Genomic DNA, 24,237 nt, shown 5'->3' with positions numbered 1-24,237 from the left:
AGAATCGGCAATCAGTCAGAAATGCGGCACGGAAACGATCCGCAGATATGTCGGTTCGAAATAACGTTATTGGTCAGAACCATTTCGTGATTCAGTTTGCAAAGCACCCTTGGTGGGCCAGTGGTCCGCGATCCCTTGCCGGACGATGGCGCCGAAGGTGAGCACATGGGCACCGAGGGCGGCCCGCCGGTCGCGCTGTTCCTCGGTGAGCCCGCGCAGGTTGCCCAGCCCCTGCCTCAGGATCTCCTCGATCCACGGCTCGCTGATCCGCCATGCGGCCGTGCGCGCACGCCAGACCAGGTCATAGTCGAGTGTGCAGGCGAAGGGAGTCCCGAAGTCCTCCCCCGGCCGCTCCGATCCGGGCCACATGCCGGGCAACGACAGCTCGGCCTTCTCCTCCTCGGTCAGCGGGAGCCAGTCGCGGGCAAGGTCCGGCTGCGCCATGCGGCCACGGACGCAGGCTTCGACAAGATGGTCTTCCGTCGGCCACTCCGTTTTACGGCGCAATTCCGCCTCTACTCGAATCTTCTTGCGCTCTCGGGAATCCCTCGCGTTTAGCAGGGAAAGGCGACGCCAGGTTTTTTCGGCCATCCGGTACGACCTGGCGGTACTGCTGATCCGTGTAGCAAGATCCTCGGACATGTGGACGGTGACGCGCTGCGTTGCTGCCATACACCCATTAAACTGCTCAGAAAACCCACATGCCAATGGCCCGGAAAGACTCCCGGGCCATTGGCATGATTTGTTCGACTTCCTGGCGGAGCGACGTTCTATTCCTTCGGGGGAAGGGCCTGGTCGGCTGCCTGCCCGGCCTGGGCGACCTCGGCCGGCGAGAGGACGCGACGCTGTTTGCGCAGGTGGCCGCGAAGGCGCCGGGCTTCGATCACCACCACGCCGTCGAAGACCAAGATGCCGCGACGGCCAACTGGAGCCCCATGTACGGCGATGATCGGCCGGACGTCGACCGGCAGCCCGTCCAGCGGGCGCCGGAGGGCGGCGGCTGCCTGCCTCGCCTCACCGTGGGCTTTCGCCACCTCGCGGTTCTGGGCGTGGGCGCCGTACCACAGGGTTCCGCCGTCGGGGCTAACGGCAACTCGCGCGCCTTTGGCCTGCCAGTTCTTGGTGTTAATGCAGGCAATGCCCCAGTGCCCGATGGCGAGATGGTCCAGATTCGCGACCTTGCCGAGTGCGCGGTCGTGGAGGATGACCGCACCGCGGCGGGCCAGCGGGGCGAGCATCCGCGCGGTCCGCCGCTCGCCTTCCGCGCCGGACCGCCAGGCCCGTACGTGCTGGGGGGCCGTGAGCGTTCCGCACCACGCGAGGACGACGGCGAGGGCAGCGATGTGGCCGAACAGCGGGACACCGATGCCGTGCCAGCCGACCCACCATTCCAGCACCCCGGCGAGGGCGAGTACGGGGGCCAGCCCGATGAGAAACCGCCGCCGTGCCGACGTCCTCCAGGACCGGAGACGCCGCTTGTACTCCTGCTGGGCCGACTGGCCCGGTCCCACACGGATCGCCATCCGCTCCCCCGTCTCGTGGTGGTGCGTCAGGAGGCTGCGGGCAGCAGCTTCGCCGCCCACTCCTCGGTCGTGGTGATGATGATCGGCTCGACGTCGACATGCCGGAGCACCCGAAGGAGGTCCTGGACGCGCTGCTGGGCCTGGGCGGGATCGTGAGTCCCGGGGTGCTTGGGGCACTGGGCGACCAGGTGCTTCCAGCAGAAGTGCGCGTTGCGGGCCAGCCTCAGCGTCTCGTCCCGGGGGGCCTGTTGGTCATGCCGGAGCCAGGCCGCGCGCATGTGCAGTTCCAGGCTGGTGGTCCATGCCGCCCTGCGCAGTGCCAGATTGGCCCTGACCGCGACGACGTTCACGGTGTAGGGGTGCGAGGCTCCGTACGCGTCGTCCAGCGCGTCTTCGAGATCCTTGGCCGCGACCTCGGCGGCGGGGAAGTTCCCCGCGATGTCCGCAGACCTCACCGCATCCAGCATCTCCCGGTACTCGGGAGGCAGGGGTGCCATCCAGTCGACGCCGGGGACGGCCGGCGGCGGGCCGGGGATGACCGGCTCACCGGTGGGCGGGGGAAGGTTGACGGGGGCGGCCGCGGTCGCGGGAGGCGGCTCGGGAGCTCGGCGTGCTGCAGGCGGGGCCGGCGGCGCCGGGTGAGGCTGTTCGAGCGGCGTCACCTCGCCGTCCCAGTCAACAATCAGGGGCCAGGTGCTGCCGTCCGGCTCCTTGGCGTTGACGCGGACCGGTCGGTCGAGCCGGGCAGCCTTCTCCTGGATGTGCGCCAGGGCGGCGTCGCGGGCGTCCTGGCCGGGGAGGGTGTCCACTGGATGCCCGTCGACGCTGGCCTCACCGCTCTCGCGGATCACGATCGTGTAGACCGGGGTCAGGGGGACGGCGTCATGGTCGGTCACAACAGGCATCGGGCCACTTCCTTACTGCGTGTTCGTGTGCAGCCGGTCCGGGTCGGTCCACGTGGCGGCACAGCACCTCTGGATGGCGTCGAGCGCGGGCCCGGCGCCGTAGTACAGAACGGTTCCCGGCCGTTCGCGGTCGGGCAGTTCGGTGCTGGTGGCGTTGATCAGGTGCTGAGCGTGGGGGGCGATCTCGTCCATCAGCTTGTTGGCCCGGTCCGCGGGTAGCGGGGCGACGGGCCAGCGGAGTGTCCAGCACACGGCCACCAGCCACGGGGGACTGGCCGCGAACTCATCGGTCGCGCGTACCTCCAGCTCCCCCGTGGTGAGGTTGAGCCAGACGAAGCAGGCCGCCTCTTCGGTCAGCCTCTTCGCTGCCTCTTCGGTCAGGGGCCGCCAGGCCACGGAGGGCCGGGTGCGTCCCTTCGGATCAGCGACCGGCATAGGGGTTCTGGCTCGCGGGCTCGGCGGCCTCTTCCTGTGCGCCCTGCGGCGGGACGCTCGGCCCCGGCTCGGTCTGGGCTCGGGCGTACGCCTCGCGGACCTCCGCCGGGACCGGGCCGCGGCCGGGCACGTCGTGCCCATGGGCCTTGGCCCAGTCGCGGATCTTCTTCGTCTCTGCCGCCGTCTCGGACTTGGACTTCACCGACCTGCGTGCCTTGCGGCCGGCGCCTTGCTTCACCCGGGCGACTTTCAGCAGCGGTGCGAGCAGGTCCCCGTACTCGCTCTCGTGAGTGGGGCTCAGGTCCACCTCGTAGTCCACGCCCCCCCAGCTGAATTCGATCCTTGTGACGCCCTCGGTGCTCGTCTCATCAAGGTCATCGACCAGGATCACTTTTTCAGCCACAACCGTCTCCTTATACTTTCTGCTTCCAAATGATGACAGAAGGCACTGACATCACTTCACCCGCTGGTCGGGAAGTACGGCGGGGCCCATCCCAGGTACGTCGCCCCCCACTTGGACTCGATGTCGCTGGCCGGAACGATGCTGATCTTTCCTGGTTCCCGGATGTCGTTCGAGGCAATTTCGCCGTTGCCGACGTAGATCGCGACGTGTCCCGCGCGGCTGTCGGTGCGCCAGTACAGCAGGGCGCCCAGGGGAGGATTGCGATCCAGGTTGTGCCGCATGCTCATCGGTGCCACGTAGTACTGATCGACTGCATACGTCTCGGTGGATTCCCACCCATACGCCAAGCCAACGAATCGCAGGCACTTCCGGTACCACCCGGTCGTGCCGGTCTCGGCCTGCTTGCGGGCCCATGCGACCGCATCGGCGGTGGAGCGCCTGTTCTTCACCTGCGCGGGCCAGTCGGCATGGCTGTCGTGAAAGGCCGTTCCCGGGTTGGCGGGAGTGTCCTGCTGGTCGCCCCCGTTCTTGCACCGCTCAGTGGGCGCCCCGCTGGGGGCGTCGGACGGAGGGGTCGCGCCACCGCTCGGGGTGCCGCTCGGCTGAGTGCTGGCCGTGCCGGAACGGGTGAGATTGATCCCGGCTTCCTTCGCGATCCGTCGGGCTTCGGACTCCTGTCCGGCGTACAGCGTTGGGGCTGCCGAGCGTTGCACCTTCTGGGCAGCGTCTCCCAGATCCATGCGTTCCCAGCCTGCTATGTCGGCGAGACCGGGCGGGTCGCCGCCGTCCCCGCCGAGGAAGAACATTCTGGCCGAGTAGCTGACGTTCATGATCTGTTCTTTGGTGCCCCACCCGGTGCTCGGGCGCTGCTGGAAGACGCCCACACTGTCGCGGTCGCCGTGATCCAGGTTGAGGAGGGTCGACTCCTGGAGTCCCGTCATGAGGGCGACCAGGGTCGCTCTGCCGGATAGCTTCGCCTTGATCGCTTCCGCGTCGATGATCTTCGCGTTCTTGACCTGCTGCGCGTGGAGTCCATCGGTGCTGTCCGTGCTGGTGCTGTCACCACCGCTCTCGTATTCAGCATCGGGCAGACCGGCGCCGCCGCAGGACGCGGCGGACGCCTGGGAACTTCCGGCGATTCCGCCGACGATCCCGAGTCCTATCAGGAAGCAGAAGAAGAGGATGCCGGCGGGGACGGCGAGTTTCAGCGCCGCCCCCCGACGCGCCACCCCCGAGGCCAGCATGGCGGCCTGGCGCGAGTTCACGTCAGACCCCCAGCACCCTCGACACGCGCCACTGGTCGCCGTCGCGCGTCATCTCCGCCTGGAAGACATAGGTCTTGTCGTACTTCTTGTAGCCCTCGATGGCGGTCTTGACTTTGACCTCCCGCCAGACCCGTAGCGGGGTGTCGATGCCCAGCTTCTCGTCGGCCTTGCCCACCTCGACCCCGGTCACGGTGGACATGCCGCCGTTAGAGATCAAGTTGTCCCACAGGCTGTCTCGGTTGCCCGCGAGATTGCGGGCCAGGGCCTCAGTCATCCACGGGGCCGCCCGCTCGACCACGGTCTCGTGCTCCTTGTCGACCGGCGGGTTGCGGGTCATGTACACCCTGCCCCAGCCCTCTGCCGTCTTCTCCGGCGCGCTCAGGTCCACGGCCGGAAGCGAGGCGGACGGCGACGCCGATGCGGAAGGGCTCGGCGGTGAGCTCGCCGTGGTCCCGCCGCCGGCGGGATCGGCGGGGGCGGAACTCGGGGCGGTGCTGACGCTCTGCTGGCCCTTGTCGTCCCCGGTGATCCACTTCGTGGCGCCGAAACCCACGACCAGGATGACGATGATGATCAGGGCGGCACCGGCAGGGTTCATGGGTTCCTTGGCCCGCTCGTCCTCCAGTACCTGCTTCACCGTGGTCTTGCGGTTGGCCTTCGTCTCGCGGCGAGCTCGGCGGCGGGCCTTGCGGCGCTGGCGCCGCTTGCCCTCCTCCTCGACCTCCGGAACCTCGTAGACCTCCCGCAGTAGCTCGCGGAACTCTGCGGGCGTACGCGGCTTCTTGTCGTCGTCGGCCACTTAGTTCCCCCCGTTGCGGCGCGTCACGGTCGGCACGGACAGGCCGCGGCCGCGGCCGCGACTGCGGGCCCGGCTGCGGTTCTCCGGCCGGGTGGGGTTGGGTCCGGTGGAACCGCCGGGACGGTTCGGTGTCGAGCGGACCACCTTGTGCGGAATGACCTTCGGCGCGGAGGTGCCCGTCTTCGGACCCTGCCGGAAGGTGTAGCTGGCTCCGTTGTTCTCGGTCCGCAGCGTCGGGGACGGGCGACTGGCCGCGCCCGCTGCCGGACGACTCGCGCTGTTCGGCGCGTGCTGGGTCGCCGCCTGGGCAGAGCCGCTTGCGGCGGGCAGGGCCTGGCGGGGCACCGATCCCCCGACCTCTGCCGGGCGACGCGTGCCTCCGACCTCGGCCGGACGGCGGGTACCCGGCACGGCCTTCGCCGGGCCGTCGGCAACGGACCGGCCGCGGGCCGGCGCGGTGGACGATGGCAGTTCGGGACGGCTAGTGAGGGGACCGACTTCCTTGCGGCTGCCGCTGTTCGGCAGTGCGGCGCCTGCTGATTGCCCGGAGGGCAGCGGCGGCATGGGGCGGCGGGCACCGGCCAGGGCGCCCGGGTTGCCGCCCGGCGGAAGCTGCGGGGTCGTCGGCCTGCCGGTGTTGCCGCCGCCCCCGCCGCCGCGGCTGGGCATCCGGGGCATCCGGGGGAGTCGCATCCCCGCGAGTCCGCGGCCGAGTCCCTTGGTGATTCCCCATCCGGCCTTGCCCGCCGCGCGGGCGGCGAGCAGTCCACCGATGGCGGCGGCCGGGCTGGTCAGGCCGGTGACGCCGACGATGGATTCCAGGACGCTGCGGAACTTGAAGGCGACGATGGCGGTGGCGATGCTGATTCCGGCGGCGGCCGCATAGCCGTACTCGCCCATCATCTTGGTGGACGCGGTGGTCACGACCAGGACCGAGCCGAGGGTCATCGTGGCGATGGCGCTCTGCAGGGTGTAGCCGAGGAGGAAGTCGAACCAGCGGACGCCCCACGTCCTGGGCCTGCCTGGGATGATCCACAGGCAGGCGAAGATCACTCCGGACACCAGCATGAGCAGGGCGCCGATCAGGGACGCCAGACTCGCGAACGCCAACATCAGGACCAGGGCCGCGAACAGGATCACGCAGATCAGGGCCGGGATGGCGACCATCATGCGGCCGACCGGGTTGTGGCCGTCGACCCAGGAGTTCGAGTCACCCCCGATGCGGTCGCCCACGTCCTTCATGTGGTCCTTGCGCGTTTCCGGGTTGATCCCCTTGTCCAGCAGTCCCTTACCCTCGGCCTTGCAGGCTTCCAGGCTGCCGAACTCGACCACGCACCACGGGGTGACGACGTACGTCCGCCAGACGGCATCGCTCGACTTCCGCAGCATGTTGTCGCGCTCGTTCTTGCCGTACGTGGTCCCGTGGCCGAGGTCGATGGGCTCCTTCGTGCCGTCGCCCAGGCCGGCGGAGGTGGCATTCATGGCGATGCTGGAGCCGACGTTGCGGGCGGAGTCGATCCCGTTGACCCAGGTCTGCGGGGCCATCAGCAGCGAAATGGAGAAGATGGTCGAGACCGCCACCCAGCCCAGCTGGGACAGGCTCGACCCGGCGGCCCGGCGGTGATTGGCGTACGCGACCAGGGCGCCGATCACCATCGCGGACGGCAGCAGCGTCTCGGTGAGCGTCTTCGCCGCACCGCCCACGGAGGCGGTGATCGCGTTCTCCAGCGGCGGGATCGTGGTCACGTTGAAGATCCACTGCACGATCGTGACGGCGGCGGAGCCGACCACGGCGGTGAGGGCCATGCAGATGGTCGCGGGGATCTCCAGCATGGGGTCCATGACGTCCCACATGCCGTAGTCGTCGGTGACCGTGTAGAGCAGGGGGTTGCCGTACTCCTCGTACAGCGTCCCCTGGCCCTTCGTGTACGGGATGTCCACGGAGGGCAGGAGGTCACCGATGCCGACCGGGGTGTAGTCCTTCGCCCATGCCGACTGCGCGGTGACCATCAGCGTCACGTAGATCCCCAGGATGGGGATCAGGAGGGTCCGCTTGCGGGGCAGCCGGAAGTTCTGCAGCCGGATCAGCAACTTCAGCACGCTGAAGCGGTACTTCTTCCGCGGTTCAAGACTGATCACGACGTCATCCCCTCATCAGTGCGTCGTGGACCGGGTTGCCGTGTGCCTCGTCGGACTCGGCAATGTCCTCGGACTGGTCGACCAGCCACGTGTCGCCCTGCTGTACGACGCGCAGGGCCTTGCGGCTGGTGGTGGTGGAGTTGGGCCAGGTGACGGTGTACTCGACCCGTACGCCCGTGCCGGCCGGGTGGTCACCGATGGCGGGGACGCTCTGCGGCGCGCTGGCCTTGACCTCGCCCGTCTCCGCCCGGTCCGGGCCGCTGGCGCTCGGCTTCGGCTTGGGGCGCACGACAGAGCCGTCCGCCCGGCGAAGCGGCGGGAACTCATCGGACTCGGTCGGACTCGGCTCCGGGCTCGGGGTCTTCGGCGCGTTGTCGGCGACGCACTCCTTCACGGAGCCGTGCCGATAGCGCTCGGTCCGCAGGCCGCACGCCTTCGTCCAGTCGCCATCGTTGACCGCGCTCTGGTAGGTCCGGGCGACCTGCACGGCGGCCGCCGTGGTGTCGGCACCGCCGCCCCCACCGGACCCGCCCTTCTCCCCCTCGTCCTGGGATGAGCACCCGGCAACGAGTACGGCGACGCCCACCACGGCGGCGATGGTTACGGCGCGCTTCATACCCCTACCCCCTGCGGTTCCTTGGTCAGATCGGCCCCGCCGGTGTCGACCTTCGGTGTCGTGCTCAGCAGTTCCAGCAGTTCTTCCGACGGGACGTCGAACTGGACGGTGGCGGACTGGAATCGCCGGTCGCGCATGATCGCGTGGCCGTGACGGATCTCCTGGTCGAAGCCCACACCGATCGCCTGGATCAGCGCCCGGGTGTGCTCACCCACAGGCAGGTCGAGCAGGGCCGCGAGGGCGTCCTGCTGCTCGGAGGTCGTGAGCTGGAAGCCGAACATGGTGGTGATCTGCTCGATGAGACCGGTCAGCTTCGCCAGCGACTCCGGGTCCTGGGTGTCGATGACCAGGGCGGTTTGGAGCGCCCTACCGACCCTGGCGATGTACTGGAGGAAGCTGCTTCCCTCGCGGGTCGCCGTCAGTACGTGCACCTCAGGGACCGCGATGGCCTTGCGCAGGCCGCGAAGGTCCTTGCGGCCGGCCATCGAGATCCCGAACGCGAGCATGGAGTGGACCAGGGCGACGCTGAGCCGCTGATGCACGGACCAGTCCTCGCGGTCGTCGTCCGGGGCGGGCAGCGAGATCCCGGGGATCTGTACCACCCAGATGCCCGGCTCGGGCCGCATGAACATGTTGTCGCCGGTCGCCCTGCCCATGAACGGGGCGCCGAGGCCCGTCTGCGCGAGCTCGTACAGGGCCTGGCCGGTCTCTCTGGACAGCTCGTCGGTCGACTGACGCAGGTGCTCGATGACCTTCCACACCCGCGGTTCCCCGGCGGCGATCACCTCGTTGACGGCCGACTGGATCGGCGTCTCGGCGCCGCGCATCCGTAGGTGCTGGGGAAGGGCGATGCCCAGCTGTGCGGGGACTTCGGTCTGGGCCCGCTCGGCGCTCTCGCCGGTCAGCAGGGTGAACAGGTCAGCGACACCCGCGTACTGGGCGCCGGTCTCCACCAGGTGGGCGTTCAGACCGTAGCGGTGGCCAGCCGCGGCAAGACCGCCCATGTCGCCCTTGAAGTCGAGCGCCAGGACGAAGCTGCCGCGGAACGCCGCGTCCAGCAGGCTCATCATCATCGCGGTCGTCTTGCCGCGTCCGCTTCGGCCGATGAATGCGGTGGTGGTCGCGTCACCGCGTGCGGAGCCGCCGGTCAGGTCGTTGCGGACCAGGCCGGGGGTGGAGCCGGTGAGGTAGCCGATCACCGGGCCGGTGTCGTCACCGACGGAGGCCCCGCCCCAGAACCAGCTTCCGGCGAGGGCGCCCACGGTACGGATGTGGGAGAGGTCAGGGACGCGCACCTTGTCGCCCGGCAGCGTCTCTAGCCAGAGTTCCTTCTGCTCCTCGGTGCCGATGGACACCTCGATACCGAGACCACCGTAGTGGGTGGTGACCGCGTCGATCTTCGACCGCAGGTCCTCCAGGGAGACGTCGCTGGAGACGACCAGACGGGGGTGGTCCTCCAACAAGGTGACGTCCTCGCGCTTCATGTCGCGCGCGAGCTGGGCCATGGTCTCTTCGGTCTCGATGATGTCGGCGGCGGGTGTGCCGGCGGAGTGCTGGGCGGCGGAGTCGCCCTGCTCCTTGGCCAGCTTCCGTGTCTCCTCGGTCAACTTCAGCGCGTCGCGCCGGTGCAGGACCTTGAAGCGCACGGACGGCTCGGGGTTGACGGGGAGGATCTGAACATCGGGGTCGACGCCGTCCTCGTCGTACTCAGGTACGTACGTGATCTCGCTGACCGTCCGCAGCCACTCCCCCGGTCCCGGGGACTCCATCTCTTCGGGGAAGGAGTCCATCGTCAAGACGCTGGTCCAGGCGGCGACTTCGCCCTGGGCGTCCATCACGCGCACGTGGTCCGGGTACGGGACGACGCGGCCGCGGGTGAGTGCGGCCAGCTTGGCCCCGGAGATCACGCCTGCGGAGTTCGGCGTCGGCAGACTCGTGGCTCGGTGCTGTTCGCGCGCGATCATCCAGGCCAGGACCTCGACCGGAGCGGGCTTGGCCCGCCACGGGGTCGTCTCCAACTGGCGTCCGAGCCGACGCGCGAGCGCGTCGAGCCGGGCCAGCTCGCGCTGCGGGATGCCAGTCTTCCTGATGCCGAAGGCGTCCTGCATACCGCTGCGGCTGCGGGCCTGTGTCTGCCCCGAGCGCTCTTGGATGCGGACACCCAGCAGTAGCTGACGCTGGGAGAGCGCGAGGTCATCGAGCCGTTCCACCCGGGCCTCCGCCCACGACGCGAAGTCTCCGGCGGTGAACAGCTCCTCGGCCTCGACGCGGTAGTCCGCTGCGTTCAGCGGGCTCCACAGTATCCGCAGGTGGCAGTCGTGCCCGGCGAGCGTGCGGGCGAGGGCGCTGGACGCCTGGTCGTGTTCGGCGTCCCTCGCCGTCTCCGACATCAGGTCGGTGTTGCTGCTGGACAGGACGTACCACGCCTCCGCGTGGGTCTCCGTCACCGTGAGCCCGTCCGCTAGGGCCAGGTATCGCGGCGGCGGCGCCGAACGGTCCCCCGTGATCCCGAGGAACTTCCCGACTGCCTTCGTGATCTTCATCCCCGTACCCCTCTTTACTGCGGCTTGCCGCCGGTGCGCTTGCGGGCGCGGTACACCGCGTCCGGCCCGTACATCCGGGTCTTGGAGTCGAACGGGACGGCCCGGCCAGCGGTGAGTCGGGGCGCGTCCTTGCTGAGCACGTTCTCGAAGGCGCCCATGCCGGGCAGTTCGACAAACGCCTCGGCGCGCTCACCGAGGCGAGCACGCATCGGCAACCACTCGTGCCTCTCGGCCGCACGGCGCCCGCCGTTGATCACAGGCCGGTGTCCCAGCGTCAGGTAGCGGACCCACAGCGCCCATTGGGTGAGGTTCCACCGGCGCTCGTTCCTCCGGCTGCGCTGGGCCCCGTAGTACGTGATCACTGCCGGGGGCGCGAAGTACAGCGTGAATGTCAGCTGACTGGGCAGCCCGAACAGCATCAGTAGAGACCCGGTCCACAAGACGTAAACGACCACGCCCGTGACCAGCATCCGGCGCGAGGGACCTTCACCCAGGTCCATGCCGAAGATCTCGTGCTGGCGAGTTTCAAGATCGAAATGGCGCGTGTAGGTGTGTCCGGTCCTCACGCGCCCGCGACCTTGTTGAAGATCTCCACGAACATGTTCTTCGTGGTGTCGGTGGCGAAGACGAACCCGGCCACCAGGATGCCGGTGATGACGTGACCGATCAGCTCACCCCACTCGCGCTTGGCGTAGTGGCCGATCGCTCGGACCACCAGGATGATCAGGAAGATGTTTCCCGCGATCAGGAAGACCCACGTCTTCAGGTCTGCGCCGCTGGTCAGCGCCAGCGTCACCGTGTCGGCAGGCATGCCTCGTATCCCCTCGTTTGGTTCCTTCAGGCGGAGTTAGACAGTTCCGCCGTGGACCTTGGCGACCTGCCACCGCTCGGCGGCGGCCGAGGCCACCCGGGTCAGCTCGACCCGATAGGTCTGCTCCAGCTCGGCGGCGCCGATCTGCCACCGCACGACGGCGGTTCCGGTGCGGTCACTGCCCTTGCCCTGGTCGACATTCCAGCTCTGGATGCCCTGGAGCGTCATCCCCTCGGGCAGCGGCGGAACGCTTGCGCCCGGGGCGGTCACGCTGTCCGCCTCACCCTTGGCGTACTCGGTGAAGAACGTCGTCACCGTGCTCTGGGTCTGGGCGGAGAGCTCGACATCGCTGTCGACCGCGTTCTGGTCGGTGACGGACGGGCCAGAGGTGGGGACGCCCACGATGCCCGGCTCGCCGGTGACGACGATCCGGCCGGCGGTGCTGAGGACCGGGACCTCCAGTCCGACCCACTTGCGTTGGGTCGGAGTCGGGTCCTTCTTGTCCTTGGCCGGTTCGCCGGGGACGCTGACCAGCACGTCCACGTGCACCCGGGCACGCTGCCCGCCGAGTTCGTTCACGGTGCCCGGTTGGGCGAGGAGTACGGTCTGCTGCCCCTTCGAGTTCCAGCCCGCGGAGGTGTCCGTGCCCTTGGGCATGTCCCGCGCCAGCGCCTTAGCCCGCTGGTCCGGGGCGGCCTCATCCCAGGTCAGGTACGAGTACGCGAATCGAGCGGCGACCGACTGGGCGTCCTGCACCGGGTAGGTGGGCCCCTGCTTCACCGTCGGCGGCGGGGAGGGAGCGAGCTGGGTGGGCCAGAACCAAGACCTGACACCGGTGATCACGGCCAGGCCGACCACGACCCACAGCACGATCCGGCCGGTGACGACCAGCGCCCTCGTGCCGGTCTTCTCCTCCTGCAGAACCCAGGGGGTGGCAGGCGTCCGCGTTTGCTTGGATTCGGTCGCAACCTGAGTCGGGGTGTGCCCGTTGCGCTCGGCCTGGACACGCTTCCCTGCGGCTACCCAGTGTGCGGCGCCGGCTGACGGTACGGTCTGCTGCTGGGGCGGTTCCGCTTGGGGAGCTGATGCTTCCTTACTCCGGGGCTCCGGGAGGTTGAGAACCTTCCACACGACCGTTTTGAGCGCACTCATCCCCAGACGACCTTCCCCGCGATAGGCCCGAACTGAACTGGACAGTACGCGGATCGGCCACAGTGCGTCAAAAAATTTCGTATGGATCGCGGTAGAGTGCGGCGCCATGCGCACGGGGGCAGACGGATGGCGTCTGCGGGGATGGCTTGTCGCTGAGTTGCGGCAGGCCCGTGGAATCTCCCAGAAGGTATTGGCAAAAGCGGTCGGCTGCTCTCGCAGTGCTGTCGCCATGTGGGAGTCGAAGAATCAGCGGCCCAGTCCACAGCATCTGCTCCGGCTGGCCAACAGCCTCGACGTATCCCCCCTTGACCTGGTCGAACTCCTCGACACTGACTGGACGTTGAAGATACTCCGCCGGTTCCTCGGCTTCACGCAGGCACAGGTGGCGAGGGCGCTCAAAGTCGCCGTCAGCACGTATTGCGATGTCGAGACAGGACGCCAGGTCCTGCCCGACAGGTGGGTGCCAATACTTGAATCCCTCTTCAACACCGACGAACACACCGTCAGGAATAGCGCTCCATTAAAAAAGGCGAAGAAGAGATAGCCCTTTGTCGACAAACCCACAGAATGAGTTACAGCCAGGAGGAACGTTTAACCGCGTACGTATACCTTGGTCCTAAAAGTACGATTTCGCGATCAATGGGGTATGGTTCCGCTTTTTCGGAGCTCGCACCCGACCGCGTCCGGCGCCGGGCCCGTCGACAACACGGACAGGCCCCGGGCATGTGACAAGAGCACAACTGAGCCCCGGTATACGGCAGTTGGCCGCTCTCCGGGGCTTTGCTGTCGTGCAGTGAGGGTTATCCGGGGCCGATCTGGCGAAGCCACTGACCCATCTGTTCGGCGGAGGGCCGCGCGGCCGGCGGTCGCATGAGGGCGTACTGCAGAACCTCTTCGAGCTGCGGCCAGTGCGTGATGTGCCCGTGCGGCAACCGTCTACGCAGCAGCAAGCCGCGGAGCACTGCTGCCGTAAACCGCGCCGGGTCGACCCCAGCCGCGGTGTAGTCGCGGTGCCATGTGCCTGTCGCCGCCCACCACAGTCCGGCCGCGAGGGCGTACACCTCGTCCGAGGGCTCGGTGACCACCGGACGCTTCCCCGCCTCGATGCGGTGCATCAATTCGGGTGACATCAGGTGCACCAGTCCGCCGAGGAAGGTGTGCGACGGTGCCAGCACCGGGCCCGACGCCCATGTGCAGTCGATGAAGCGGACCGCGCCGGACGTGTGGACGGTGTGGTGTGGCTGGAGGTCACCGTGCACCCACCCGGCCGCGTGCAGAGCTCCGACGGCCTGGCACACGTCGACCGCTGCGGCGAGGGCCGAGGATCGGTCCTCGCCGTGCTGCTGGCGTACGCTCTCGAACCGGGTCCAGGTGGAGGCGCCTTCGAGCCACGGCGTGATGAGCCACGCCGAACCTGTCCCCCGGCCCGCCTTCGCCCGCCCTCCGTACGACAGGCCGGGCACCAGCGAGTGCGTCTCTTGGAGCACCGCGGTTTCGCGGGCAACGGTGGCGGCCCCCTCGCCGGTGCCGACCTTCAAGGCCCACAGCCCACGCGGTCCGGACACCTGCCAGACGGCCGCGCCTCTGCGGTCCGTCACCTGCTCCCAGTGCGCGGGTTCTCCCGCCAGCGCCTCCGCGTCGGCCCGGCCGATCAACGGTGCCTGCGCAACGCGTTGCCCCGGCAGGCTGACGGACTTCGTCCCCTCAACGTCCAGCACGGAAAGGCCCTCTCTCTACGGTCCGCGACGGTCGCGGTCAGGTCGTCGGTGACGGGACGGCGGAGGGACCGGCGCCCACCGGCTGGCGGTGCGGCACCGGTACGACGCCGGTCCGCCTCAGAGCAGGTTCTGAGCGGCCGCGGCTGCGGTCAGGGTCCACATGGCGCCCAGGTAGGTGCACAGGCAGCGGACCAGCACCGGGTGGTCTCGGTACATGTGCTTCAGCGCGGCGAAGCCTGTCCTGCCGTGCGACCGCGCTCGGAAGCCGAAGAACGAGACGGTCACCGCGGGCACTTGCACGGCACTGCCCTCGACCTGCTCTTGGTCCTGGCCCTGGTCCAGAAGCATGTCCATGAGGGTGCGGGGCTCGAAGTCCTGCCGCGGCGGGCGCTTCGCGCGGATGCGACGCAGGTACGGGAAGTCAGGCATGGCGGTTCGCTCTCTCGGTTGTTTCGGAGGATGGTGCGGCGGGCGCTGTGCCCGCCGGCGCTGACCGTCCGACGACCCGGGCGCGAGGCACTGGGCCGCCGGACGGGGCTTAGACCGCGACGCTCGCTGTCGCGAGTTCGGCCAAGTCCACGGGGGTGCAGCCGTGCAGAGTCACGACGTCACGGGCGGCGAGGGTCCACCGGAGCGCGGGGTCCTCGAACGCAACATCGGTGAGGCCGTTCTTGCTCTTCGTCGGGACCGGCCGAAGGGTTCGCGGATCGTAGACGATCCCGGAAACTCCCCACGGCTCTGTCCGCTCGACCAGGGCGGCGGTGTGCCCCTTGACCAGGTGTGGGCAAGCCTCGGCGGCTTCGACGGCGCACGGCAGGCACACGGGAGGGGTGTCCGTCACATCACCGTCGCGAATCGGTCGCCCGTCAACCGCGCGTCCGATGAACAGGTGCTTCCCGCCCCAGCGGCGGCTGAACTCGTCATTGTCGAACGTGGAGGTCGCACAGACCATGCAGAGCATGTGCGACATGGCTTGACGCTGACGTAGAGGGTGGATATCCGCCAGACGGGGCCTTCCCCTCCCCCGCACTAGTGGGTACCGCACCCAGAGAGCGCCGTCCCTCCGGTCCGCGCCGCTGACCTCGTCGGCGTAACCGATTCCCTCCGCGCCGTCCGGACCGGCCCGCTTGATCAGCCTGGTCGGCAGCGGGTTCTCCTCGCTCCACGGCGCAACGAAGGGGACGTGGAGTCCCCGCCAGTGGAACTGAGTCACGGTCATGCCGCTGCCGCCGCGAACTTGGGCCGGTGCGGCGCGATGACCTGCCCGTCGGGCAGCAGGCTCCCGGTGTCGTCGAAGACGATGGTCCCGTTGCACAGCAGCGCCCAGCCCAGCAGGCAGTCCCGGCCGATCACCTTGGCGTGCTCACGGTCCGGCTCGTGCGCTGCCGGGCAGGGAGGGTTGTGCGGACACATAGCGCTCGTCCTCTCGGTGGTCTGTGCTGGGGAAGGCATTCGCTGGTCGCTCTGGTTCACGCGACCTGCTTGATCGCTCGCGTGGCGGTGAGCCGTTCCAGGAGGTCGTTCGCGACGGCGCCCACCAGCCGCAGGTGGAGAACGCGGTCCCGGAAGTGCTCCGGCAGTTCGACGGCCTGAAGACCGGCGGCCCGCTCGGCGAGCCGCAGCACCTCGGCGTCCCTGCTTTCCGCCGCAATAGCAATGGCGGCCAGTCGCTCCAGGTCGTCACGCAGGTGACCGTGAATCTCCTCGACCTTGTCCTCCTCGGGAGGCTGCGGGTCGAGCGCGTCCCCGATGTCGTCCAGGATCTCGGGGAGCGTGCGCATCCTTCGCAGGGCCGCCGCCAGCAGAGCCAGCTTCTCGGCGCTGACCGAGGGAGCGTGAACCGCGTACGTCGACTGCATCAGCAGCTCCCTATCGCGTAGGCGTGCCGCCCCCGGCGCGGGATACGGGGGGTTGGCCCTGCCAGGGGCGGCACGGGGGGCGCCGATAAGGCGCCCGGGGTCCGCGCCGGACGGCGTGCTCGCCGGTTCGGCGCGGTGGCTGTGGTGGTCGGTGCGTGCTCCGCGAGGGCGCGGCCGGCCGGAGACTCGGTCATCGGACATCGCCCGTCGCCTCGATCGCGGCCCAGACCCTGAGCCCCGGCCCCGCTTCCGTGGCGCCCCACCGGCTGGCCAACCGGCGCACCAGGTCGAGCCCGCGGCCGTGCTCGTCCCACAGGTCGGTGGTCTCCTCCGAGATCGCGCGGAGCGGTCTGGCGGGCCGGGGACCGCTGTCACGGACGGCCACCTCGACTTCGCCGTCACGCCGCAGCAGTTCGAGCTCGATGCTGGATGACGTGGTGTGCCGCACCGCGTTGGTCGTGATCTCAGACGCCAGCAGGACGGCCGTGTCGACGGTGTCCTCCGGCATCCGCCAAGAGCACAGGGCCTCGCGGACGTGGTGACGGGCGCGGGCCGGGGCCTGATCGTCGCCATCGAAGGCGTACTGGTGCGGCTCGGGCTGGACGTTCGGCTGCGTGGCACCGTCGGCCCCAACGTCGCGTGCCGGTGTCTTCGCCGAACGATTCGGCATCTCACGCGTCACAGCACACCTCCGTCGGCGGGGACCGACGCGACGCGGCGGCGGTAGGCGGGCATTGCGAGCCGAAGGGCGGTCCGCAGCTCGACGGCGCCCAGCAACTCACTTGCCGAGTACGGCCGTTGCACCCACCAGGTCGGGCAGTCGTATGGCCCGTACTGCGGGTGGGGGATGGTCAGCCAAGACTCACGGGGGAGGGTCCAGATGTCCTCAGCCCAGACTCCGCCCTCGTCCGGCTCGATGAAGAGGTAGAGGCGACGGTTCCAACGGTCTGCCAGCGCCGGGGGGCAGTGGCCCTTGAGCGTCCGGCACACTCCGAGCACGTCGAGCCCGACGGGGTATGGCATCGCCACTGCGTCCCATGCCCGGCCCGCCGGAAGCTGCCCGGTCCACTTCGGGTGCTCGGTCCACTCGACGGCCAACTGGTCGGGGCGGGGGTGGGCCGCGAGGAACCAGCCCGTGGCGGCGTCCGTGACGGCGGCCGTCATGACTCGCCCCCGGCGGCCGCCATGCACTTGTCGTGAGCCTTGACGTCCCACCAGAGCGTGTCGCCGCTCGGGCTGACCGTGCAGGCCCGGCCGGCGGAACGCAGCTCTCCGTCCGGCATTCGGCAGCACAGGCAGGAAGAGCCCTGAAGCACGCGTAAGACGGCCCCGCTCACGTCGGGGACCTCGAACCGGCGGCAGATCGCCGTCTCGGCGGCGGGTCCGCGTTCACCATCTGGGATCGGTGCTGCCGCCTGCGGAACTGTCTCGTTCTTCATCGGGGGCTTCCCTCCCGGCTCGGCGAGTCGCTGCGCTTCACGCGTCCACGCGCCGCGACCGGCTGGACGTGATCACCAGCCGTAATGAGCCCGTCACCCTAGAATGCTCTCAGAAGATTCTCTGTGCAACTTCAACGGGAAGATTCACTGAAGTTTCTGACGGTCGGAGGGTCACAGTGGACGGACCGATTACTCCTGGGCCCCGCCGTGCGGCAGGATGGAGCCGTGTACGCAGGCGGAGACTGAGGGGAGGTGCCGGTATGGCGAGAGCACAAGGACCCATGGTCAAGCGACGTCAGATAGGGCGTGAGCTTCAGGCGCTCCGTGAAACTTCTGGACTGACGATCGAAGAGGCGGGAGCCGCGATCGGCCGGTCGGACTCAACGATCAGCCGCATCGAGAATGGCAAGCGCGACGTCCAGCTGATCGAGCTGAAGGGGCTCCTGGAGGCGTACGACGCCCCGGCCGAAACCCGCGAGCACCTGCTGACCATGCACAGCGCCTCACCTGAAGCGTCGTGGTGGACGAACTTCGAGCTGCCGCCCAACCTGGACACGTACATCGCCCTCGAAGCCGAGGCCGCCGCGCTGAGGGTGTTCGCCCTCGCCTCGGTTCACAGCCTCCTCCGCACCGAGGACTACGCGCGGGCGGTTCTGCGCGGCACAAGCCCGTCGGCGCCAGCGGACGAGATCGAGACCCTGGTCAAGTTCCACATGCAGCGGCAGCAGGTACTCACCCGCGAGTCGCCTTTGGACCTGGTCGTAATCCTTGACGAAGCGTGCCTGTGGCGCCAGATCGGCGGGATCGACTGCCAGCGCGAGCAGCTGAAGCACCTCATCGAGCAGGCCGAGCAGGTCCCGAACATCACGGTGCAGGTACTCCCCTACAGCAAGGGCGCCCACACGGCCCTTACCGGCGCCTTCACCATCCTCGACTTTCCCGATCCCACGGAGCCCGCAGTGGTCTACGTGGACAGCCCCGGCGGGAACTTGTACCTCCAGAAGGCCAAGGACACCCGACGGTTTGACCAGTCCCACAGTCGACTGCGCGGCATGGCGCTCGATGAAGCCGAGTCGGCGCGGTTCATGAAGACCGTGCTGAAGGAGATGAAATGACCACGAACCCTGACCTCAGCAACGCCCTGTGGCGGAAGGCATCTCTCTCCGAGAGCGCCCAAGGGTGCGTTGAGGTCGCCTTCCTCGCCAGCGACCAGGTCGCGGTGCGCGACAGCAAGGACGTGACCAAGCCCGCCCACCTCTACCCCAAGTCGACGTGGGACGACTTCCTGGACCACCTGCGCGGCCTGCTGCCGGCCGAGGCGTCCCGGATCTCGGTCGTCATCACTCCGGAGGCGGCAGTGCTGAGCGATCGGGACTCCACCGCGGGGACGCCTCACGTCTACACCCACCGCGAGTGGCTGTTCTTCCTCGACGGCGTGTTGAGGCGGGAACGCCAGCTTGTCGGCGCGTGACATCACGGAACGGGCCCGGCAGACCATGTGTCTGTCGGGCCCGTTCCGTTTGTGCCGCGAAACGATCAGTGGCCGAGGGGCAAATCGCATGAGCGGGCCAGCACTGCGAGCACGGCCAGCACGACCAGTCCGTACAGGACCTGGCGGCCGGTGATCGGCTGACTGCCGCTTTGCTCGGGTCCGTCCTCGCCGTCGGGGATGCCCCCGAAGTGGGCCTGGTGGCGGTGGGCTTCGCGTGCAGCCGTCTCCCCCTCCGGGCCGATCGGGAAGCGGGTGCGGCAAGCGCCGCACTTCCAGTACGCCACAGGGACGCTCTCCTCTCACGGGCCGCCGAGGGGCGGCTGCTGATGCGCGAATCGAGCCTAGAACCTGCTCGGGACGGCAGGTAGCCCGCCTACCGAATCGGTAGGCGGGCAGTAGGCGGCGGGTAGTTATTGCAGGTCAGAGGACTGACCTACCGGTAGTAGGCGGACCAGGTTCGACCCCTGGGCCGGCAGGGGAGTGAAGCTCTGAGGAAGGTCCCCGGAGTGCACGCCGGGCCGGTTACGTGTGGCCCCGTCCTTGTCCGATGCGGGGGCCTTCACGCCGTCCCGGACGGGGATCTGGTGGGCCGCCAGGAGGGCCCTCACCCGGCCGATCTCGGACCGCATGTCGCCCCCCTCGGGGAGGCTTCCCAGGGCCAGTTCGCGAAGGTGCACGGCGGTGCCATTCCCCCGGGTTCGGATGCTCTCGCGCACCCACGCGTAGACCCTGATTCGCTCCGCTGCGGCGGCCTCTTCGGGGGATGGTTCCGCCACTTCCCCACCGGACGGATCGGGTTCCGCTTCCCCACTCCCCTGACCCTCTTCGTGATCTTCAAGGGGACCCGTATCCGCGACTCCCCTGTTCATGCTCTCTTCGCGATCTCCCGTTTTGTGATCTTCGTGGGCTCCTGTGACCACTCCGACGATCCAGGCGATCACCACGAAGATGATCACGGAACCGCCCGCTCCTCGGATCAGGTCCATTGGGTGGTCGACCGCCCAGTTCCCTACCGCCGCCGCCAGCTTCCCCACGGCCGGTACCGCCGTATTGACCAGGAACATGGCGCCCATGCCGATGAGTACCGCACCACCGATAAGGAGGTCACCGGTGCTGGTCCCTGACTTCGCGGGCGCCTTCTTGCCCGTCGACTTCTTCGCCGGGGACTTCCCCCTGGGCCGCTTCGGCTTCGCGGAGCCCTCAGCGCCACCACTCGCCGCCTTGGGGGCCGACTTCGCCCCCTTCCCCTTTCGCACCCGGCCGATGGCCAGCACCCAGCCTCGGCGCGCCAGAGTCCAGGCCCAGCGGAGGATGATCACCGACCCCGTCCGTACGGCGAGTAGGCCGGCGCGGTCGAATGCGTGATAGGCCGACAGGTCCGGACGGGTCACGGCACGGCCGGGCGCCCGGGGGGCGTCCGCGTGCTTCTCCAGGGACTCATAGATCTGGCCCCACCACGCCCGAGGGCGTGACGGCTGCTCCGCCGTCACGCCCTCGTCGTCCACCAGCTCGACGTCGTCCGCCACGGCCTTGTCCTCGTCGCCGGGGTCGGACTTGACCAGGTCCACAGTCATCAGGCGACCACCGTGCCGGTCAGGTTGCTGATCAGGTGGGTGGCTGTCGCGAAGAGGCCGCCCGCTGCCGTGAACATGTTGGGCAGCATCAGGGCGAAGAGACCGTTGCGGAATTTGGAAGGCTTCAGGCCGTACAGCAGGATGCACATCAGGAGAGCAACCGCACCGGCGCCGACGACGTTGGACCCAGGCCCGAAGCTGCTCTGAATGGCCTGGGACAAGCCGCCGCTCATGTCAGCCACGAAGCTGAAAGTTTCGCCCGCCTGCGCGTAAAGCTGGCCCGTGATGAACGCGACCGCGATGACACCCTCGTGCGACAGCTTGATCTTCCACTGGCCCCGCGCGCCAACAATCAGGAACGCGGTCATGACGACGGCGCCGCCGGTGAAACCGATCGCTCCAAAAATCTGGCCCATGTCTGTGATCTGCCTTCTCAGTTAGTTCGTGCCGTACAAGAGGGATGCGACGGTGGCCGTGGCGGCGGGGATGTGGGCGGCCCAGACGACGCCCTTCCAGGGCCACCGCTCGCCGTAAGGGCCGACCCAGCCACGGACCATGCGGTAAGCGATCTGGAGGCCCAGCGAGATGCCGCCGCCGACGACCCAGGCGGGCCGAGCCATCTGCAGAGCCGTGATCAGGACCAGCGAAGAGACGAAGACGACGCCGCCCAGCTTCGACCGCGTGGCCAGGCCCAAGACCCCCAGCCCGAGGGCGCAACCGGCCACGGGCGTGGCGTATTGGTCGGCCTGGGCCAGCAGTCCCGTGACCCAGTCGTCCAGGTGCAGACCCCAGCCCACGGCGTACGCGGTGCCGGCGAAGACGACCTGACGGCCCCGGGGGTTGTTGATCAGGCCGCCGCCGTTCGCGGTGCCAGCGACGACCGGACCGGCCTTCTTGACAGCGGCCACGAACCGGCCGCCCGTCGTCGCGGCCGGTTCCGGAGCCTCGCCGGTGCCCGCCTCGTCGTCCTCGGCGTCCTGGTCCTTCTTCCGCCAGGTCCGGGTCTTCTTCGACTCGGGCGCCCCGCCCTGGTCGTCGCCGTCCTCGTTGTCGGCATCGTCCTCTTCAACCACCGGCTGGGCCGGGGCGGCGGCGGGAGCGTGCTTCGGCGGGGGCGGCACGGCCGCCGGAGTGGGAGCGTTGCCAGTGAAAGTGTCCTGGTCCGCGGCGTCGTCCTTGTAGACGTCGCTCCACCAGTCCTTCGCCGGTGCGACCGGGGCGGGTGCCTCGACCGGGGCCGGGGCGGGTGCCTCGACCGGGCCGACCACGTCCAGGTCCAGGTCGACGTCGGGCATGGTCGCCGCAGCGTCAGGCTCCGGGTCCGGCTCGGTTGCCGGTGCCGGGATCGTCGGCGCGGTCGACGTCGCCAGGACGTCGTCCAGGTCCGCGAGGAAGTCGCTCACGTCGCGGACACCCGCCTCGGTGGCCTGCGCCTTCTGCTCTGTGTTCGTCGTCACCGGGCCAGCCACCCCCATTTGCGGACGGCGGCGGTCATCAGCCGCCGGATGCGGATCTCGTCGGGATCGAGTCGCCCCGTGGGCTCCTTCGGGGCGGTCGGCGTCGTCGCCCGCTCGAACCCGGGAGGGAGGTCCAGGGAGAGCGGCGAGCGCGCATGCTTCGGGGCGGTGCGGGGGCCGGGGACGTGCGAAGTCACGGCAGCCGCAGGGGCGTTCGGCCTCTGGTGAGCGCGCGTCGCGCGCTGGTTCACCGTCACAGCTGGCTCCAGATGATGAGGACCGCCAGGGCGGAACCGATGGTCAGGGCGTCCTTCGCGATGCGGACGGCTCGGGTCTGCGGCCGACTGAGGTGAGTCGCGGCCAGCACGATCAGCACGCCGCCGAGCAGGAGGTCGAGCACGGGATTCCTTCAGGAGTGCGCAACACCGAGGGCGACGGCGAACGCCGCGACCAGAGCGGTGCTGCAGGCGAGGGCCTGCCGTCCGTGGGGCCGGGCGCCGAGTGCGGCGGCTGCCCCTGCGGCCGAGACCGGGAACATGAGGGTGAGAACTAGGTGCAGCGCGTACATGGCGCCCTCCCGCCGGGGCGGCCGGAACCCGTCCGGCCGCCCACGGCCTCGCGGCCGGCTACTGGGTGCGGGGCTCGTCACCCTTGGGGGTGCCGGGGACCGGCTTCGCGGTCTCGGGGAACCAGCCGCCGCGGCTGGCCTGGTACGTCGGGCCGCTCGCCCGCTGCTCGGGCGTCAGGTTCTCTCGCAGCTCGGCCTGAGAGATCGACTTGCGAAATGGCATGATGAAGGTCCGTTCCGTGATCGGGATGGGACCGGGACGGCCGTCTGCTGTGGAAGGTGGGAGGCCGTCCCGGAGCTATCGGCCCCGGCTGCGCTCAGGCGTCAGTGCGGGGCCGTTGTCATGTAACGAAGCGCCGCAGCAAGCGCGTTGGCGTCCTGCGGTACCTCTAGTAAACGCCAACCTCCACGGGAGGTCAATCAAGTTCCACGGGAGATTTAGAAATCTCCTCGGGAGATTGAGTGATCTGCTGCGGAGCCTTACGCTCAGCTCATGACACAGCACCCGTCCGCCACCCCGGAGTTCCGTCACGTCGCTCAGCGACTGCGGGACGCCGTGACGGGCGGCACGTACGAACCCGGCTCCCGGCTCCCGGCCGCTGCCGAACTGGCCGACCATCTGGGGTGCACCCGCTCCGCTGTAGAGCGGGCCGTTCGGGTCGCGGCTGCCGAGGGCCTGGTGACCACGCGTAAGGGGTCCGGGGCCTACGTCTCCCGCCTGCTGAAGCGGATCACCCGGCGGACGGACTTCCTGCTCCACTCCGTCCCCGATGGCGAAGCGGACGGCTCGGACGACGCGCTCGAAGCGGAGCTGCGCACGCTCGGGCTCGTCGCCCGCCATTTCCCCGACGTCCGCACTGAACGGGCCCCACAGGACCTGGCCGCTCCGCTCGGGCTGAAGCGGCACGGGCAGGTCCTCGTCCGCGAGACGCGGACGTTCGCCGTGGCGGCCGGCTCCGCGCCCGCCGATCCCGGCACTCCCGTCCAGCTCGCGTTCACGTATCTGCCGCTCGACATCGCGCGGCACACCGACCTGGAGCACCCGAACCTCGGCCCCCGGGGCGTACAAGGCCTTCTGGCCGAGCTCGGGCACCGGCCCACGGACTTCTCCGAGACCGTCGACGTCCGCCCGCCGCATGAGCACGAAGCGGCCGCGCTGGAGATCGACGCGGATAACAGGGTCATCCAACTGACCCGCACTGCCGCCACCGCCGACCGGACCGTGGCGGTCACCGTCAGCGTGCTCCCCGCACACCTGTGGTCGCTCTCCTACCGGTGGACCACCACCGCCTGACACCCCGCTCCCCAACCGGCCGGGCCGGCGCGTCCCGCCACCCGGTAGCCGGGTAGTTCCGCAGGTCAGAGGCCACCTACCGGCGCCTACCCGCCGCCTACCTACTGGCCTACCAGCGTCCTCGCCCCCCCGACTCGGGACCGACCTCGCGGCCGCTGGACGCCCGTCCGGGACGGCTCCGACCCTCCCGGCCGGGGGGTTGCCAGCAGGGCCGCAGAACGGCGCTCAGGGCCTCCTGCGATGCC

Annotated in this window: 32 protein-coding genes; 4 read left to right on the top strand and 28 right to left on the bottom strand. The window is 69.1% G+C overall.

Going from position 1 to position 24,237, the window contains the following annotated elements; translation table 11 throughout:
- Positions 1-66 precede the first annotated feature (66 nt).
- The 13 genes from ACZ7OO_RS39400 to ACZ7OO_RS39340 all read right to left on the bottom strand — a co-directional run bounded on the left by ACZ7OO_RS39400 (position 67) and on the right by ACZ7OO_RS39340 (position 12,591).
- Complete coding sequence (locus tag ACZ7OO_RS39400) at positions 67-672, bottom strand: hypothetical protein (protein ID WP_471512252.1); 606 nt, start codon at positions 670-672, stop codon at positions 67-69.
- Positions 673-770: 98 nt separating this feature from the next.
- Positions 771-1,523, bottom strand: coding sequence for a nuclease-related domain-containing protein (locus tag ACZ7OO_RS39395; RefSeq protein ID WP_331725121.1), 753 nt, complete (start codon positions 1,521-1,523; stop codon positions 771-773).
- A gap of 26 nt (positions 1,524-1,549) precedes the next feature.
- Positions 1,550-2,428, bottom strand: coding sequence for a hypothetical protein (locus tag ACZ7OO_RS39390; protein ID WP_331725120.1), 879 nt, complete (start codon positions 2,426-2,428; stop codon positions 1,550-1,552).
- A gap of 12 nt (positions 2,429-2,440) precedes the next feature.
- A complete protein-coding gene (locus ACZ7OO_RS39385; protein ID WP_405548090.1) occupies positions 2,441-2,824 on the bottom strand; it encodes a hypothetical protein in 384 nt (127 codons plus the stop codon).
- 25 nt (positions 2,825-2,849) lie between these two features.
- Complete coding sequence (locus ACZ7OO_RS39380; RefSeq protein WP_331725206.1) at positions 2,850-3,266, bottom strand: histone-like nucleoid-structuring protein Lsr2; 417 nt, start codon at positions 3,264-3,266, stop codon at positions 2,850-2,852.
- Between the two features lie 56 nt (positions 3,267-3,322).
- Positions 3,323-4,531 carry a peptidase M23 gene (locus ACZ7OO_RS39375; protein ID WP_405548110.1) on the bottom strand — a complete coding sequence of 403 codons (1,209 nt, stop codon included), beginning with the start codon at positions 4,529-4,531 and terminating at the stop codon, positions 3,323-3,325.
- A gap of 1 nt (position 4,532) precedes the next feature.
- Positions 4,533-5,330, bottom strand: coding sequence for a hypothetical protein (locus ACZ7OO_RS39370; protein WP_331725204.1), 798 nt, complete (start codon positions 5,328-5,330; stop codon positions 4,533-4,535).
- A complete protein-coding gene (locus ACZ7OO_RS39365) occupies positions 5,331-7,469 on the bottom strand; it encodes a hypothetical protein (RefSeq protein ID WP_331725203.1) in 2,139 nt (712 codons plus the stop codon). It abuts the gene before it with no gap.
- Positions 7,470-7,473: 4 nt separating this feature from the next.
- Positions 7,474-8,085 (bottom strand): hypothetical protein, encoded by a 612-nt coding sequence (locus ACZ7OO_RS39360; protein ID WP_331725202.1) that lies wholly within the window; start codon positions 8,083-8,085, stop codon positions 7,474-7,476.
- Positions 8,082-10,628, bottom strand: coding sequence for an ATP-binding protein (locus tag ACZ7OO_RS39355; protein ID WP_331725201.1), 2,547 nt, complete (start codon positions 10,626-10,628; stop codon positions 8,082-8,084). Before ACZ7OO_RS39355 ends, ACZ7OO_RS39360 begins: the two co-directional genes overlap by 4 nt.
- Positions 10,629-10,642: 14 nt before the next feature.
- Complete coding sequence (locus tag ACZ7OO_RS39350) at positions 10,643-11,194, bottom strand: hypothetical protein (protein ID WP_331725200.1); 552 nt, start codon at positions 11,192-11,194, stop codon at positions 10,643-10,645.
- Positions 11,191-11,439, bottom strand: coding sequence for a hypothetical protein (locus ACZ7OO_RS39345; protein ID WP_331725199.1), 249 nt, complete (start codon positions 11,437-11,439; stop codon positions 11,191-11,193). Before ACZ7OO_RS39345 ends, ACZ7OO_RS39350 begins: the two co-directional genes overlap by 4 nt.
- Positions 11,440-11,475: 36 nt before the next feature.
- Positions 11,476-12,591, bottom strand: a complete 1,116-nt coding sequence (locus ACZ7OO_RS39340) for a conjugal transfer protein (RefSeq protein ID WP_405548109.1) — start codon at positions 12,589-12,591, stop codon at positions 11,476-11,478.
- 106 nt (positions 12,592-12,697) lie between these two features.
- On the opposite strand from ACZ7OO_RS39340, the gene ACZ7OO_RS39335 reads away from it, so the two are divergent.
- Entirely contained in the window at positions 12,698-13,135 is a 438-nt protein-coding gene (locus ACZ7OO_RS39335) for a helix-turn-helix transcriptional regulator (protein WP_331725197.1), read from the top strand.
- A 256-nt stretch (positions 13,136-13,391) separates the two neighbouring features.
- Here the strand turns inward: ACZ7OO_RS39335 and ACZ7OO_RS39330 are convergent, their stop codons facing one another.
- The 7 genes from ACZ7OO_RS39330 to ACZ7OO_RS39300 all read right to left on the bottom strand — a co-directional run bounded on the left by ACZ7OO_RS39330 (position 13,392) and on the right by ACZ7OO_RS39300 (position 17,332).
- Positions 13,392-14,309 (bottom strand): lipopolysaccharide kinase InaA family protein, encoded by a 918-nt coding sequence (locus tag ACZ7OO_RS39330; RefSeq protein ID WP_331725196.1) that lies wholly within the window; start codon positions 14,307-14,309, stop codon positions 13,392-13,394.
- 117 nt (positions 14,310-14,426) lie between these two features.
- Entirely contained in the window at positions 14,427-14,738 is a 312-nt protein-coding gene (locus ACZ7OO_RS39325; protein WP_331725195.1) for a hypothetical protein, read from the bottom strand.
- Positions 14,739-14,847: 109 nt separating this feature from the next.
- Positions 14,848-15,528, bottom strand: coding sequence for a hypothetical protein (locus ACZ7OO_RS39320; RefSeq protein ID WP_331725194.1), 681 nt, complete (start codon positions 15,526-15,528; stop codon positions 14,848-14,850).
- Positions 15,525-15,722 carry a DUF5999 family protein gene (locus ACZ7OO_RS39315; RefSeq protein WP_331725193.1) on the bottom strand — a complete coding sequence of 66 codons (198 nt, stop codon included), beginning with the start codon at positions 15,720-15,722 and terminating at the stop codon, positions 15,525-15,527. The genes ACZ7OO_RS39320 and ACZ7OO_RS39315 overlap by 4 nt, the downstream gene beginning before the upstream one ends.
- A gap of 56 nt (positions 15,723-15,778) precedes the next feature.
- Entirely contained in the window at positions 15,779-16,168 is a 390-nt protein-coding gene (locus ACZ7OO_RS39310; RefSeq protein ID WP_331725192.1) for a DUF6415 family natural product biosynthesis protein, read from the bottom strand.
- Between the two features lie 190 nt (positions 16,169-16,358).
- Positions 16,359-16,850, bottom strand: coding sequence for an ATP-binding protein (locus ACZ7OO_RS39305; RefSeq protein WP_405548107.1), 492 nt, complete (start codon positions 16,848-16,850; stop codon positions 16,359-16,361).
- Complete coding sequence (locus ACZ7OO_RS39300) at positions 16,847-17,332, bottom strand: hypothetical protein (RefSeq protein WP_331725190.1); 486 nt, start codon at positions 17,330-17,332, stop codon at positions 16,847-16,849. Before ACZ7OO_RS39300 ends, ACZ7OO_RS39305 begins: the two co-directional genes overlap by 4 nt.
- Positions 17,333-17,888: 556 nt before the next feature.
- Here ACZ7OO_RS39300 and ACZ7OO_RS39295 point away from each other — a divergent pair.
- Together ACZ7OO_RS39295 and ACZ7OO_RS39290 are read left to right on the top strand one after the other, a co-directional pair.
- On the top strand, positions 17,889-18,722 hold the full coding sequence (locus ACZ7OO_RS39295; RefSeq protein ID WP_331725188.1) for a helix-turn-helix domain-containing protein: 834 nt from the start codon (positions 17,889-17,891) through the stop codon (positions 18,720-18,722).
- Positions 18,719-19,078, top strand: coding sequence for a DUF397 domain-containing protein (locus ACZ7OO_RS39290; protein ID WP_331725187.1), 360 nt, complete (start codon positions 18,719-18,721; stop codon positions 19,076-19,078). Before ACZ7OO_RS39295 ends, ACZ7OO_RS39290 begins: the two co-directional genes overlap by 4 nt.
- A 65-nt stretch (positions 19,079-19,143) precedes the next feature.
- On the opposite strand, the gene ACZ7OO_RS39285 is transcribed toward ACZ7OO_RS39290, so the two are convergent.
- From ACZ7OO_RS39285 to ACZ7OO_RS39250, 8 genes are all read right to left on the bottom strand, one after another.
- Positions 19,144-19,383 carry a hypothetical protein gene (locus tag ACZ7OO_RS39285; RefSeq protein ID WP_331725186.1) on the bottom strand — a complete coding sequence of 80 codons (240 nt, stop codon included), beginning with the start codon at positions 19,381-19,383 and terminating at the stop codon, positions 19,144-19,146.
- Positions 19,384-19,509: 126 nt separating this feature from the next.
- A complete protein-coding gene (locus ACZ7OO_RS39280; protein WP_471512251.1) occupies positions 19,510-20,673 on the bottom strand; it encodes a hypothetical protein in 1,164 nt (387 codons plus the stop codon).
- Positions 20,673-21,089 carry a hypothetical protein gene (locus ACZ7OO_RS39275; RefSeq protein WP_331725184.1) on the bottom strand — a complete coding sequence of 139 codons (417 nt, stop codon included), beginning with the start codon at positions 21,087-21,089 and terminating at the stop codon, positions 20,673-20,675. The genes ACZ7OO_RS39280 and ACZ7OO_RS39275 overlap by 1 nt, the downstream gene beginning before the upstream one ends.
- A gap of 21 nt (positions 21,090-21,110) precedes the next feature.
- A complete protein-coding gene (locus ACZ7OO_RS39270; RefSeq protein WP_471512250.1) occupies positions 21,111-22,130 on the bottom strand; it encodes a hypothetical protein in 1,020 nt (339 codons plus the stop codon).
- Positions 22,127-22,327 carry a hypothetical protein gene (locus ACZ7OO_RS39265; RefSeq protein WP_405548105.1) on the bottom strand — a complete coding sequence of 67 codons (201 nt, stop codon included), beginning with the start codon at positions 22,325-22,327 and terminating at the stop codon, positions 22,127-22,129. Before ACZ7OO_RS39265 ends, ACZ7OO_RS39270 begins: the two co-directional genes overlap by 4 nt.
- A gap of 56 nt (positions 22,328-22,383) precedes the next feature.
- Positions 22,384-22,530: a hypothetical protein gene (locus ACZ7OO_RS39260; protein WP_158708985.1), complete on the bottom strand. Its 147-nt coding sequence runs from the start codon at positions 22,528-22,530 to the stop codon at positions 22,384-22,386.
- Between the two features lie 9 nt (positions 22,531-22,539).
- Entirely contained in the window at positions 22,540-22,698 is a 159-nt protein-coding gene (locus ACZ7OO_RS39255) for a hypothetical protein (protein ID WP_405548104.1), read from the bottom strand.
- A 58-nt stretch (positions 22,699-22,756) separates the two neighbouring features.
- Positions 22,757-22,921, bottom strand: a complete 165-nt coding sequence (locus ACZ7OO_RS39250; protein WP_331725182.1) for a hypothetical protein — start codon at positions 22,919-22,921, stop codon at positions 22,757-22,759.
- Positions 22,922-23,191: 270 nt separating this feature from the next.
- On the opposite strand from ACZ7OO_RS39250, the gene ACZ7OO_RS39245 reads away from it, so the two are divergent.
- Entirely contained in the window at positions 23,192-23,992 is an 801-nt protein-coding gene (locus ACZ7OO_RS39245) for a GntR family transcriptional regulator (protein WP_331725181.1), read from the top strand.
- Positions 23,993-24,237 lie beyond the last annotated feature (245 nt).

This window comes from Streptomyces sp. NPDC111744, assembly GCF_055634995.1.
This window is presented reverse-complemented; position numbering and strand designations above follow the sequence as displayed.